Source organism: Achromobacter sp. FW305-C-13 (genome assembly GCF_058783475.1).
Genome location: NZ_JBYSYN010000001.1, coordinates 2,473,677 through 2,486,403, shown reverse-complemented (window position 1 = coordinate 2,486,403; position 12,727 = coordinate 2,473,677). Strand labels below are relative to the sequence as shown.

Sequence of the window (12,727 nt, the reverse complement as noted above, 5' to 3'; positions counted from 1 at the left end):
GGCGAATAATCCAGGGTATGCAAGCCGCCCTACGCCCACTCGTTTCAGAACCGCCGGCTCCAGCCGCCGCCGAGCCCTTTTTCCCGCCCCAGTTGCTGGCAAGGCTGGACAAGAATGGGCCGCGATACACCTCTTACCCCACGGCTGATCGCTATCACGCCGGATTCGGCAAGCAGGACTACCGGCAGGCGCTGCAGCAGCGGCGCGTCTCCAGCCCGGACGAGCCCCTGTCGTTGTACGTCCATATCCCGTTCTGCGACTCGGTCTGTTACTACTGCGCCTGTAACAAGGTGGTGACGCGTCATCACGAACGCGCCGCCCGCTATCTGGATGCGCTGGCGCAAGACATCGCGTTGCATGTCCAGGAACTGGGCGCGGGCGTTCCGGTGTCTCAATTGCATTTTGGTGGTGGCACGCCAACCTTCCTGTCCGACGACGAACTCACCCGGCTGATGCAGGACCTGCGCGCGGGCTTCCGGTTTGAAGCAGACGCCGAGATTTCCATCGAAGTCGATCCGCGCACGGCCACGCCGGCGCGTTTGGCCCATCTGCGCCAGCTGGGCTTTAACCGGCTGAGTTTCGGGGTGCAGGATTTCGACCAAAGGGTGCAGGTGGCGGTGCACCGCGTGCAGTCTTTCGAGGACGTGCGGGCGCTGATGCAAAGCGCCAGAGCCCTGGGCTACGACTCGGTTAATGTGGACCTGATCTACGGGCTGCCCTTGCAGACCACCGAATCGTTCGCGCGCACGATCTCGCAAGTGGTGACGCTGCGGCCCGACCGTATTGCGCTGTACGCTTATGCGCATCTGCCGGAACGCTTCAAGCCGCAGCGCCGTATCAATGAAGCCGATCTGCCCGACCGCGCCACGCGCGTCGGCCTGCTCAGCTCGGCCATCGACGGCTTTTTGCAGCAGGGCTACACGTACATCGGCATGGATCATTTCGCGCTGAACACGGACGCGCTGGCGATTGCCAAGCAGCGGGGCGAACTGCACCGGAATTTTCAGGGCTACAGCACGCAGCCCGACCGCGATCTGGTGGCGCTGGGCGTATCGGCCATCGGCCGCATCGGCAATACCTATAGCCAAAACGCCAAAGTGCTTGACGAGTACTACGCCGCCATTGAATCCGGCGATTTCGCGGTCGAGCGGGGGCTGGCACTCAATGCCGACGACCTGGTCCGGCGCGAGGTCATCATGGACATCATGTGCCAGGGCCGCGTGGATTTCGCGCGGATCGAAGCGCGCCATGGCTTGCGCTTTGGCGACTACTTCAGCCGCGAACTGCTGCAAATGGCCAATCTGGCCGAATTGGGCCTGGTGAATCTGCGTTCCAGCGAGGTCCAGGTGACCGGCCTGGGTTGGTATTTCGTGCGCGCGGTCGCCATGGCTTTCGACGGCTATTTGCGCAGCGTCACGACCAGCGCCAGCTATTCCCGGATCATCTGACCAAGGTAGGGGGGGGGCGCAGCTTCGGGGTCATTCGGCGAACTTCTCGCGCAGGTACAGCGCCAGCGACAGGTCGTCTGCCAGTCGCAGCTTACGCATGGCGCGGCGCTTGTGCGTGCTGACCGTCTTTTTGCTGCGCATGAGCCGGACCGCGATCTGCGTCACCGACAGCCCTTGGCTGATATGGCGCAGGATCTCGACCTCGGACGTGGTCAGCAGCGCATGCGGGTGCGTAGGCTGAAGGGGGCGGACCTTGCCTTCCACCACCGTCAGGAAGGGATCCCTGCCGTTCAGCACGCCGCGGATCATGTCCGCCAGGAAAGCCATGCCCCACTGCTTGGCCAGGTAGCCATTGGCGCCCGCGCGGAACGCGGCATATTGGGTTTCGTGAAGGTTTCCAGCTGAAAACGTGATGATCGCCAGGTTAGGGTGATAGCGGCGCAGGCGCCTCAGGTAGTTGACGCCGTCCCAGGGCTCCTGGGGTAGATAGAAATCGATCAGGGCGACGTCACAGGGCGCATGGCTCAATTTTTCCAACAGGGCGCGCGCCGACGTTTCCCGATGCACGACCCGGAATCCCGGCCGGCTTTCCAGGTGGGCGGCAACGCCCAGCGTCACGACCGGGTGGTCATCCAGCACGGCGACCCGGATGGAGGGGGGAGGACGCGACAGCAGCAGATGCCGGCGTGCGCCCGGAGGGCGATCATCGGCGTCGCCGCCGCGCGCGGGGGCTGAAAAGAATGACGCCACGGTTCCAGGCGTTGAAACAGGTTTCATCGATGCCCCATAGGCCGGTAAAAGGGAACGCCGGTGGTGGTTTCATCCGGTTCTGGGCGAAATCCTATGCACGCGTCGCGGGTTGTCTGAAATTTGCGAAGGCAGATTACGTTTCCCTACGGTTGTTCGGATGGGAAACGCGCCAAAATCAGACTGTTGCACCCTTGGCCTGACAAAGAGCGTACGCATGCCCAAGAAGATTCTGGTTTTAGGTCGGGACGGCCAGTTGGGTTTTGAACTCCGGCGCAGCCTTGCGCCCCTGGGCAATGTGGCGGCGGTGGGCCGGAGCGAGTGCGACTTGACTTATCCCCTGCAGCTGGCGCGAGTGGTGCGCCGTGAAAAGCCTGACGTTATCGTCAATGCCGCCGCCCTGACCTCGGTCGAACGTGCCGAAGAGGACGTGGTGCGCGCCATGCGGATCAACGCTGAAGCGGCGGGCGAGCTTGCCGCCCTGGCCGCAAGCCGGGGCGCGCTTATCGTCCACTACTCCTCTGATTACGTGTTCGACGGCGAGAAGCAAGATCCCTACGTCGAAACCGACGTGCCGGCGCCGCTGAATGCCTATGGCCGCAGCAAGCTGGCGGGTGAGCGCGCCGTCCAGGCCATGAACGCCGAACATCTGGTGTTCCGTACGTCATGGATCTATGGCGTGTTCGGCAACAGCTTTCTGAAGTCCATGCTGATGGCGCTGCGCCAGCCTGAGCCGTTGCGTGTCGTCAGCGACCAGCGCGGCGCGCCGACAGGCGCCGCGTTCATTGCTGACGTGACGGCGCTGGCGGTGGCGCGCTACCTGGGCGGGGAGGCGGGGTTCCCGTTCGGGCTGTACCATTTGGCGGCCGCAGGTCAGGTCACCTGGCACGAATACGCCTGCTACGTGGCCGAGCAAGCCCGGATGGCAGGGCTGCCCGTCACGCTGGTGCCGGCCGATATCCAGCCGGTCCCGTCCAGCCAGTCCCCGTCCACGCCGCGCAGGCCGTTGAATTCTTGCCTGGATACCCGTCTGCTGACGCAACAATTCGGGATCCACGCGCCGCCGTGGCAAGAGGGCGTCCGGCACGCGTTGGCAGCCATGGCGGGCAGCCGCAACCTGGCGTGAACGTGCCGATTTGTCTCGCTTACGCTACGGAAAGGGCGCAAATGGTGCTACAATCGGCAACGATAAACGCAATTGATCCGTTATTCCGATTGCGCAACACTTGCTCCGCGCCGCCTCGGGCGCGTACCACAGGCTTAGAACCATGTTTTTCCCGCTGGCACGAACTACGACCCGGAACTTTCGCCCTATGCCGCGTTAGTTTTTCGTGCGTCGGGTTTCACCGTGTCAGGTCAGCGGTAGGACTCAGCAAGACAACCACTAGAACGCGGCTCTCAGGCCGCGTTTTTCGTTTCCGATTTTCGAATTTTTAGTTCCCAGAACCCCAGGAAGCACTCCCGATGGTACAGATCACATTGCCCGATGGTTCGCAGCGCCAATTTCCGGGGCCGGTAACGGTTGCCGAAGTGGCGCAATCGATCGGTACGGGCTTGGCCAAGGCCGCCTTGGGCGGCCGCGTGACGGTTGAAGGCGCGGAATCCAAGCTGGTCGACACCAGCTTCCGCATCGAAGGCGATGCGCGCCTGGCGATTGTGACCGCGAAGGACGCCGACGGCCTGGACTTGATCCGCCACTCCACGGCCCACTTGCTGGCCTATGCCGTCAAGTCCCTGTTCCCCGACGCCCAAGTCACCATCGGCCCCGTGATCGACAACGGCTTCTACTACGATTTCTCGTACAAGCGCCCGTTCACGCCTGAAGACCTGGCCGCCATCGAAAAGAAGATGGCCGAACTGGCCAAGAAGGACGAAGTCGTGACGCGCGAAGAATGGTCGCGCGACGACGCCGTCGAATTCTTCAAGGGCATTGGCGAAACGTACAAGGCCGAGATCATCGCTTCGATTCCTTCGAACGAGCCGCTTAGCCTGTACCGCGAAGGCGATTTCATTGACCTGTGCCGGGGCCCCCACGTGCCCTCCACCGGCAAGCTGAAGGTCTTCAAGCTGATGAAGGTGGCCGGCGCCTACTGGCGCGGCGACAGCAAGAACGAGATGCTCCAGCGCATCTACGGCACCGCCTGGGCGACCAAGGAAGACCAGGAAGCCTACCTGCATATGCTGGAAGAGGCCGAACGCCGCGACCACCGCAAGATCGGCCGCGAACTCGACCTGTTCCACTTCCAGGACGAAGCGCCTGGCCTGATCTTCTGGCACCCCAAGGGCTGGGCCCTGTGGCAGCAGGTCGAGCAATACATGCGCGCCGTCTACAACAACAACGGCTACCAGGAAGTCAAGGCACCGCAGATCCTGGACCTGTCGTTGTGGAAGAAGACGGGCCACTGGGACAACTATCGTGAAAACATGTTCACGACCGAGTCCGAAAACCGCGTTTACGGCCTGAAGCCGATGAACTGCCCGGGCCACGTGCAGATCTTCAATTCCGGCCTGCATTCCTACCGCGAACTGCCGCTGCGTTATGGCGAATTCGGCCAGTGCCACCGCAACGAACCCTCGGGTTCGCTGCACGGCATGATGCGCGTGCGCGGCTTCACGCAGGACGACGGCCACATTTTCTGTACCGAAGAACAGCTCCAGGACGAGTGCGCCGACTTCACGGCCCTGCTGCAGAAGGTCTATCGCGACTTCGGCTTTACCGAAGTGCTGTATAAGGTCGCTACGCGTCCTGAAAAGCGCATCGGCTCGGACGAAGTCTGGGATACGGCCGAACAGGCGCTGATGGAAAGCCTGCGCCGCACCGGCTGCGAATTCGAGATTTCCCCCGGAGAAGGTGCGTTTTACGGCCCGAAGGTGGAATACACCCTGAAGGACGCCATTGGCCGTCACTGGCAATGCGGTACGATCCAGGTCGACTTCTCCATGCCTGTGCGCCTGGGCGCCGAGTACGTGGACCAGAACGACCAGCGCCGTCCGCCGGTCATGCTGCACCGTGCCATCCTGGGTTCGCTCGAGCGTTTTATCGGCATGCTGATCGAAAATCATGCCGGCGCGATGCCTCCCTGGCTGGCTCCGGTGCAGGCTGTCGTATGCTGCATTTCCGAACCTTCGGCCGATTATGCGGCTGAAATCACACAAAGCCTGAAAAAACAAGGCTTTAGAGTAGAGTCCGATTTGCGTGGTGAAAAAATCACTCGTAAAATTCGGGAGCACAGCCTGCAAAAGGTGCCGTACATTCTTGTCGTCGGCGACAAGGAGAAGCAAAACGGCACCGTAGCCGTACGCGGTCTGGGCGGACTGGACCTTGGCGCAATCGCATACGACGAGTTCGTCGCGCGCTTGACCGAGGATGTGTCCACCCGTCGCGACGTCAATCAACCTGATAGCAGTGCTGCTTAACATTTCTAGGAGCTTTCAACATCGCCACTGAAAAAGCCAATCGCATCAACGGTGAAATCCGCGTCCCCGAGGTGCGCCTGATAGGTCTGGAAGGAGAACAGCTGGGCATCGTCAAGATCGCCGACGCGTTCCGTCTTTCCGAGCAAAGCGACGTGGATCTGGTGGAAATCGCGCCGAACGCCGAGCCGCCGGTCTGCCGTTTGATGGACTACGGTAAGTTCAAGTACCAAGAGCAGAAGCGCCAAGCCGAAGCTCGTTCCAAGCAGAAGGTCATTCAGGTCAAGGAAGTCAAATTCCGTCCGGCCACCGACGAGGGCGACTACCAGGTCAAGCTGCGCAACCTGCGCCGCTTCCTCGAAGAGGGCGACAAGGCCAAGGTGACGCTGCGTTTCCGGGGCCGCGAAATGGCTCACCAGGAACTCGGTATGCGGGTGCTTGAACGTGTGCGCGACGATCTGCTGGAACTTGCCCAGGTCGAAGCCATGCCGAAGCTCGAAGGCCGTCAGATGGTCATGGTGCTGGCGCCCAAGAAGAAGGCAGTGCCCGCTGCGGGCAAGCCTGAATCGGCCGCCTGAGTTCCAGCCGCAGCCTTCTCTAGAGGGCTAGGCCGCTCCGCTTCCGACCCGCCGTCCGTCCTGTGACCGGCGGGTTCGCTTATTGGGCGGCTCTGCGCTACGATGTCATAAAGCCGCCTTCCCACTAGGGAAGGCGGCGTACGTTCGGGGTGTCGCGATGCATGTTTTGTTCGTTTTGGATCCCTTGCCGCTGCTAAAGGCGTACAAGGACAGTTCTGTCGCCATGATGCGTGCCTTGGTGGCGCGCGGCCATACGCTTAGCGTGGCCATGCAGGGCGACCTTTACATCGAGGCGGGCATCGTCAAGGCCGTCACCACGCCGATCGCGCTGGTGGCCGACGCCGACCTGCACGGCCATGACTGGTGGACGGAATCCGCCGCCCAGGATCTGCCGTTGGCGGACTTCGGGGCAGTCGTCATGCGCAAAGACCCGCCTTTCGACATGGAATACGTGTATTCCACGCACCTGCTCGAATATGCCGAGGCGCAAGGCGCCCGCGTGTTCAACAGCGGCGCGGCCATCCGTAACCATCCCGAAAAGCTGGCCATCACCGAGATCAGCGAGTTCACCGCGCCCACGCTGGTGACCCGCAACATGGCTCGCCTGAAGGCATTCCACGACACGCATCACGACGTGATCGTCAAGCCGCTGGACGGCATGGGCGGCACGGGCGTATTCCGCCTGCAGCCCAAGGATCCCAACCTGAACGCCATCCTGGAAACGCTGACCGACAACGGCGCGCGCACCATCATGGCCCAGCGTTACATCCCCGACATCGTCAAGGGCGACAAGCGCATCCTGCTGATTGGCGGCGAACCGGTGCCGTACTCGCTGGCCCGCATCCCGCTGGCCGGCGAAACGCGCGGCAACCTGGCCGCAGGCGGCCGCGGTGTCGCGCAGGAATTGTCCGCGCGCGACCGCGAAATCGCCGAAGCCGTGGCCCCCAAGCTGGCCGCCCGCGGCCTGCTGCTGGTCGGCCTGGACGTCATTGGCGACTACGTCACCGAAGTCAACGTCACCAGCCCCACCTGTTTCGTAGAGATTGCCGAACAGACCGGCTTCGATGTCGCAGGCATGTTCGTCCAGGCGCTTGAAAAAGCCGTGGCGACCACTGCCGTGGCGGCCTGATCTCTCTGGAATCCGTCATGACCACGGGTATTGTTATCGTCGTGCACGCGCCTTTGGGCGCGGCGATGCGCGAATGCGCCAGCCACGTCATGGGCAACCTTGACGGCATGCTGGCCATTCACGATATCCAGCCCGAAGACCGGCCGGATGACCTGGCGCCGGACGTCTTGAAAGACATCCTGGGGCAGGATCACGGCGCCGGCGTGCTGGTGCTGACGGACCTGATCGGCGCCACGCCCGCCAATATCTCCAAGCGGGCGGTGGCCGACGCCCAGGCCCAAGGCATTCAATGCTGCGTGCTGGCAGGCCTGAATACCCCCATGCTGCTGCGGGCGCTGACTTATCGCAACCTGCCATTGGCGGAAACCCGTGAGAAGGCCTTGGCCGGCGGGGTGCAGGGTGTCTTGCGTGTAGACTGACGGGCGGGAATTTGCCCTATTATGTCGGCTGATAATTCAAGCCGAAAAGCAGTTGGCGGTTTGGCGTTTTGCTGTGATCAACACCGCGGCGTTCATCCGCGGTCATAATATTTCCTATGCCTACTACAGACATCGTCATCAGCAATAAATTGGGTTTGCATGCGCGGGCGGCCGCCAAGCTGACGCAACTTGCCAGTAAGTTTTCAAGCGAGATCTTCATATCGCGCGGCGCGCAGCGTGTGAACGCCAAAAGCATCATGGGCGTCATGATGTTGGCGGCCGGGCTGGGCGTGACGGTCAAGCTGGAGGCTTCGGGCGGCGACGCCGAGCAAGCCCTTTCCGAAATCGAAACTCTGTTCGACAGCAAATTCGGTGAGCAGGAATAGAACCCCCTCTGAAACAGCCGGCCTGAGCGCTGCTCGGGCCGGCTCGTCCACGACCCTGGACCCCGCATACGACGGATCTGGCGCTGCCAGGCCCGTCGTTTGTCTTTACGGCAAAGGGGTTGCCAAGGGATACGCCATCGGGCGCGCCGTCGTCATGGGCGCTGCCGCGCTGGAAGTGGCGCACTACCGGATATCGCCGGAAGACGTGCCCACGGAAAGTGCCCGACTGACCGATGCCCTGGCCTCGGCGCAGCATGAACTGCGGCAACTGGCCGACACCTTGCCGGCCGATGCGCCGCGCGAGTTGGGCGCCATGCTGAACGTGCACAGCCTGCTGTTGGGCGATCCGTTGCTGGCTGAGCAGACGCTGGCCCTGATTGCCGAGCGCCACTACAACGCCGAGTGGGCGTTGACCACGCAAGGCCAGATCCTGGGCCAGCAGTTCGACGCCATGGAGGACGAATACCTGCGCGAGCGCGGGGCGGACGTCCGCCAGGTGATTGAGCGCGTGTTGCACGTGCTGGCCGGCACCTCCGCCATCTTGCCGGACATGTCCCACATGGGCGGCGATGATGCGCTGGTGGTCGTGGCGCACGATATTTCGCCCGCAGACATGCTGCGCTTGCGCGGCGGCCGCTTCGCGGCTTTCGTGACCGATCTGGGCGGCCCGACCTCGCATACGGCCATCGTGGCGCGCAGCATGGGCGTGCCCGCCGTCGTTGCCATGGGCAATGTGCGCGAGCTGGTCCGTGACGGCGACATGCTGATCATCGATGGCGCCGCGGGCGCCGTGGTCGTCAACCCGTCGGACCGGATTCTTCAAGAGTATCGCCGCCGCCAGGCGGTGTACGCCGACGAGCGGGCCGAGCTTGGCCTCTTGCGCGACGAACCCTCGATCACGCTGGACGGTATCGACGTTGTCCTGCACGCGAACATCGAACTCCCCGAAGAGGCCGCGCTGGCGCTCGCTTCCGGTGCCGACGGCATCGGCTTGTTCCGCAGCGAATTTCTGTTCATGGGGCGTCCGGACCTGCCCGGCGAAGAAGAGCAGTACGAAGCCTATTCGTCGGTCGTGAAAGTCATGGCTGGCCGGCCCGTCACCATCCGCACGCTGGATATTGGGTCGGACAAGACGCTGGATGGCGAGGCCACGGTCGCCACCAATCCGGCGTTGGGCCAGCGGGCGATCCGTTATTGCCTGGCGCGTCCGGAAATGTTCGCGACGCAGTTGCGCGCCATTCTGCGGGCCTCGGCTCACGGGCCGGTGCGCCTGCTGATCCCCATGATCGCCCACATGCACGAAGTGGTGGCGACCAAGGCGGCGATCGAATCCGCGCGGCGCGAGCTGGATGCACGCGGCCAAGCGTATGCGCCGCATATGGAAGTGGGGGCCATGGTCGAAGTGCCCGCCATCGCGATCGCGATCGAGCCTTTCGTCCAGGCGCTGGACTTCCTGTCGATCGGTACCAACGACCTGATCCAATACACCCTGGCGATCGATCGCGGCGACCACGATGTGGCCACGCTCTACGATCCCCTGCATCCTGCCGTGCTGCGCCTGGTGGCCAATACCATCAATGCGGGCGAGCGTGCCGGCAAGCCGGTGGCGGTCTGCGGCGAAATGGCGGGCGATTCACGCATGACCCGGCTATTGCTGGGTCTGGGCCTGACCGAGTTTTCGATGCACCCGCAGCAGCTGCTGGACGTCAAGCGCGAGGTGCGCCGTGCGCATTCCAACGCCTTGCGGATCAAAGTGGCTACCGCGCTGAACCGCGCCTTGCCCGTGGATCTGGACGCACTGGATCCCGCCTGAATCACGCTTCGGCAACGCCAAGTCAGTGAAATGAAAAAAAGCCCGGAACCGCAAGGTCCGGGCTTTTTCTCGTCCTTCGATGAATCAGCTGTGGTACGCCGATTCGCCGTGGCTCGTGACGTCCAGGCCTTCGCGTTCCTGGTCTTCCGGCACACGCAAGCCGCACAGGGCGTTGGCGATCTTGTAGGCAATCCACGCCACCACGCCGGACCAGACGATGGTCAGCAGCACGCCTTCCAGCTGGACCCACAGTTGGTGGGCGATCATGCCGGGCTCGGCCAGACCGGGGCCACCGAGGATCTGCGCGTTGAACACGCCGGTCAGCAGGGCGCCGACGATACCGCCCACGCCGTGCACGCCGAACACGTCCAGCGCGTCATCGGCACGCAAGAGGCGCTTCAAACCATTCACACCCCACACGCAGACGATACCGGCGATCACACCGATGACTAGCGCGCCAACCGGGCCCACCAGGCCAGCGGCGGGGGTGATGCCCACCAGGCCGGCAATCGCACCCGAAGCGGCGCCCAGCATCGAGGGCTTGCCCTTGACGGCCCATTCCGTGAACAGCCAGGCCAGGACGGCGCCAGCGGTGGCGATCATCGTGTTGAAGAAGGCCAGGGTGGCGTTCTCGTTGGCGGCCAGGGCCGAACCCGCGTTGAAACCGAACCAGCCCACCCACAGCAGGGCAGCGCCCACAAAGGTCATCGGCAGGTTATGCGGCTGCATGGCTTCGCGGCCGTAGCCCACGCGCTTGCCGACCACATAAGCACCCACCAGGCCGGCCACGCCAGCGTTGATGTGCACCACGGTGCCGCCGGCGAAGTCCAGCGCGCCCTTGGCATTGAGCAGGCCCGGCGCCGTTTCGGAGGCGAACCACACCATGTGGGCGATCGGCACATAGGCGAACGTGAACCAGATCACCGTGAATACCAGCACCGCCGAGAAGCGGGCGCGTTCGGCGAAGCTGCCGACGATCAGCGCGCAGGTAATGCCGGCGAACGTGGCCTGGAACGATGCGAACAGCAGCTCGGTCAGGGTGTTCGACATGGCGTACTTGCCGTCAGCCGGCGTGAACATGCCAGAGAAGAAGGCGCGCGACAGGCCGCCGAAGAAGGCGTTGCCCTCGGTGAACGCGAGGGAATAGCCGTAGATGAACCAGAGAACCAGGCCCAGCACGAACGTGCACAGCACTTGCAGCAACACAGAGAGCGCGTTCTTGCTGCGTACCAGGCCGCCATAGAACATCGCCAGACCGGGTACGGCCATCATCAATACAAGCAGGGTAGAGACGAGCAACCAGGAGATATCTGCTTTATCCATTTTCAGGCTCCAATGAGTCTTCTTTATTTATTTACAGCGCAGCTTCGCCAGCTTCACCCGTTCGGATACGGATCACCTGTTCCAGGGGGGCGGCGAAGATCTTGCCGTCGCCGATCTTTCCGGTACGGGCGGCTTGTTCGATCGCTTCGATGACCTGATCGACAAGGTGGTCGGGCACCGCGGCTTCAACCCGCAGCTTGGGCAAAAAGTCGACGGCGTATTCAGCGCCGCGATACAGCTCGGTGTGACCCTTCTGGCGTCCAAACCCTTTGACTTCGGTAACAGTCAGACCTTGGACGCCGATTCCGGATAGAGCCACCCGCACTTCGTCGAGCTTGAAGGGCTTGATGATGGCGATGATGAGTTTCATGGCATTTCCTCTCATGGTTGCACGTTGGCTTCGTCTATCAAGCAAGTTCCATGCCATGTTTGTTGAACCCGGGGAAGCGGGGCGGAGGCGCTCGAGTTGTGCTTGAAAGCACCAATGTGGTGCGTCATGCACCACGCATCAGCCTCAAGATGGTGCGTAACGTGGGGAATCGCGGCTTGCAACGAAATATGTTTCAAGGCCGACATTTGTAGCCAGTTGATGCTGCCATTGTTGCGGTTTGTCGTGAATTTTTGCGCGGACGGGCTTGCTGCACGTTGACTCGCTTCGGGCCGCACAGCGTTACAGGCCGTGGGTGTGGCCTGAATCAGGGGGCGATTCAGCCGCCTGCCAGCCAAGGGACTGGCCGCCCGAAAACAGGGATGCGCTTGATACCGGGGTTTACACGGATACGCTTGTTGCCGAGGGGCCACTGAAGAAGAATCAACAACAGCTCATGGCTCATCCAAAAGGACCAGGGCGAATCGGGTCGCTGGAGACGTTCCCGGTGTGGCGGCCCGCCCTAATAAGAAGCAAGAACGGAAAGAGGACACCATGAAGATTCAACGCAAGATGATTGGCATCCTGGCGCTGGCCGCATCGGTGGGCGTGCTGGCTGGTTGCAACAAGAGCGACGAAAAGGCGGCCCCGCCGGCCGCGTCGACGACTCCGGCACCGACTGCCACCCCGCCGGCTTCGACGCCGCCTGCGGCGACGCCCGCGCCGACGACGCAGGCACCACCCACCGCCTCCACGCCGCCGACCGCCAGCACCTCGCCTTCCGTGCCTGCGGAGTGCGAAGCGTATCTGGCCAAGGTCAACGCGTGCATGGACAAGCTGGGCAGCAGCAACCCGGCAGCGGCCAGTATCAAGCAGCAGCTCGAATCGGCCAAGTCGCAGTGGGCGGCGATCCCCGACAAGACCCAATTGGCAGCGCAGTGCAAGCAATCGTCTGACCTGTTCTCGCAGTCGGCATCCCAGATGGGCTGCCCGTAACGATGTTGGTAGGGGGTTGCCGCCATGGCAGCCCGGTTTTCTCCTGTGCTTTGATGGGCGGTCACCGCATGCGGCCCGCCCTCTTTTTTGCCCATTCGTCCTGCAGC

At 62.8% G+C, this 12,727-nt stretch carries 12 protein-coding genes; 9 read left to right on the top strand and 3 right to left on the bottom strand.

Annotated features, from left to right (window positions below):
• Positions 1–17 precede the first annotated feature (17 nt).
• Positions 18–1,448 (top strand): oxygen-independent coproporphyrinogen III oxidase, encoded by a 1,431-nt coding sequence (gene hemN, locus AC3WMU_RS11235; protein WP_280027924.1) that lies wholly within the window; start codon positions 18–20, stop codon positions 1,446–1,448.
• 30 nt (positions 1,449–1,478) lie between these two features.
• On the opposite strand, the gene AC3WMU_RS11230 is transcribed toward hemN, so the two are convergent.
• Positions 1,479–2,225, bottom strand: a complete 747-nt coding sequence (locus tag AC3WMU_RS11230; RefSeq protein ID WP_280027923.1) for a response regulator — start codon at positions 2,223–2,225, stop codon at positions 1,479–1,481.
• A 187-nt stretch (positions 2,226–2,412) separates the two neighbouring features.
• On the opposite strand from AC3WMU_RS11230, the gene rfbD reads away from it, so the two are divergent.
• From rfbD to ptsP, 7 genes are all read left to right on the top strand, one after another.
• Positions 2,413–3,321, top strand: a complete 909-nt coding sequence (rfbD, locus tag AC3WMU_RS11225; RefSeq protein ID WP_280027921.1) for a dTDP-4-dehydrorhamnose reductase — start codon at positions 2,413–2,415, stop codon at positions 3,319–3,321.
• 338 nt (positions 3,322–3,659) lie between these two features.
• Positions 3,660–5,612 (top strand): threonine--tRNA ligase, encoded by a 1,953-nt coding sequence (thrS, locus tag AC3WMU_RS11220; protein WP_006226966.1) that lies wholly within the window; start codon positions 3,660–3,662, stop codon positions 5,610–5,612.
• A 20-nt stretch (positions 5,613–5,632) separates the two neighbouring features.
• Positions 5,633–6,187, top strand: a complete 555-nt coding sequence (gene infC, locus AC3WMU_RS11215) for a translation initiation factor IF-3 (RefSeq protein WP_081534364.1) — start codon at positions 5,633–5,635, stop codon at positions 6,185–6,187.
• Between the two features lie 157 nt (positions 6,188–6,344).
• Positions 6,345–7,316: a glutathione synthase gene (gshB, locus tag AC3WMU_RS11210; protein WP_006226964.1), complete on the top strand. Its 972-nt coding sequence runs from the start codon at positions 6,345–6,347 to the stop codon at positions 7,314–7,316.
• A 17-nt stretch (positions 7,317–7,333) separates the two neighbouring features.
• On the top strand, positions 7,334–7,735 hold the full coding sequence (locus tag AC3WMU_RS11205) for a PTS sugar transporter subunit IIA (protein WP_006226963.1): 402 nt from the start codon (positions 7,334–7,336) through the stop codon (positions 7,733–7,735).
• A gap of 116 nt (positions 7,736–7,851) precedes the next feature.
• On the top strand, positions 7,852–8,121 hold the full coding sequence (locus tag AC3WMU_RS11200) for an HPr family phosphocarrier protein (RefSeq protein WP_006226962.1): 270 nt from the start codon (positions 7,852–7,854) through the stop codon (positions 8,119–8,121).
• Between the two features lie 55 nt (positions 8,122–8,176).
• Positions 8,177–9,934, top strand: a complete 1,758-nt coding sequence (gene ptsP / locus AC3WMU_RS11195; RefSeq protein WP_280027964.1) for a phosphoenolpyruvate--protein phosphotransferase — start codon at positions 8,177–8,179, stop codon at positions 9,932–9,934.
• 84 nt (positions 9,935–10,018) lie between these two features.
• On the opposite strand, the gene amt is transcribed toward ptsP, so the two are convergent.
• On the bottom strand, positions 10,019–11,257 hold the full coding sequence (amt, locus tag AC3WMU_RS11190; RefSeq protein ID WP_492282333.1) for an ammonium transporter: 1,239 nt from the start codon (positions 11,255–11,257) through the stop codon (positions 10,019–10,021).
• A 31-nt stretch (positions 11,258–11,288) separates the two neighbouring features.
• Positions 11,289–11,627 carry a P-II family nitrogen regulator gene (locus AC3WMU_RS11185; protein WP_006218735.1) on the bottom strand — a complete coding sequence of 113 codons (339 nt, stop codon included), beginning with the start codon at positions 11,625–11,627 and terminating at the stop codon, positions 11,289–11,291.
• A 552-nt stretch (positions 11,628–12,179) separates the two neighbouring features.
• On the opposite strand from AC3WMU_RS11185, the gene AC3WMU_RS11180 reads away from it, so the two are divergent.
• Positions 12,180–12,620: a DUF5339 family protein gene (locus AC3WMU_RS11180; protein WP_006226959.1), complete on the top strand. Its 441-nt coding sequence runs from the start codon at positions 12,180–12,182 to the stop codon at positions 12,618–12,620.
• The last annotated feature ends 107 nt before the right edge of the window (positions 12,621–12,727 follow it).

Bases quoted from the DNA above. Each gene is read 5' to 3' on its own strand.
- AC3WMU_RS11180 (WP_006226959.1), top strand. From the start codon at position 12,180: ATGAAGATTCAACGCAAGATGATTGGCATCCTGGCGCTGGCCGCATCG.
- AC3WMU_RS11205 (WP_006226963.1), top strand. From the start codon at position 7,334: ATGACCACGGGTATTGTTATCGTCGTGCACGCGCCTTTGGGCGCGGCG.
- rfbD (WP_280027921.1), top strand. From the start codon at position 2,413: ATGCCCAAGAAGATTCTGGTTTTAGGTCGGGACGGCCAGTTGGGTTTT.
- gshB (WP_006226964.1), top strand. From the start codon at position 6,345: ATGCATGTTTTGTTCGTTTTGGATCCCTTGCCGCTGCTAAAGGCGTAC.
- hemN (WP_280027924.1), top strand. From the start codon at position 18: ATGCAAGCCGCCCTACGCCCACTCGTTTCAGAACCGCCGGCTCCAGCC.
- thrS (WP_006226966.1), top strand. From the start codon at position 3,660: ATGGTACAGATCACATTGCCCGATGGTTCGCAGCGCCAATTTCCGGGG.
- amt (WP_492282333.1), bottom strand. From the start codon at position 11,257: ATGGATAAAGCAGATATCTCCTGGTTGCTCGTCTCTACCCTGCTTGTA.
- AC3WMU_RS11185 (WP_006218735.1), bottom strand. From the start codon at position 11,627: ATGAAACTCATCATCGCCATCATCAAGCCCTTCAAGCTCGACGAAGTG.
- AC3WMU_RS11200 (WP_006226962.1), top strand. From the start codon at position 7,852: ATGCCTACTACAGACATCGTCATCAGCAATAAATTGGGTTTGCATGCG.
- AC3WMU_RS11230 (WP_280027923.1), bottom strand. From the start codon at position 2,225: ATGAAACCTGTTTCAACGCCTGGAACCGTGGCGTCATTCTTTTCAGCC.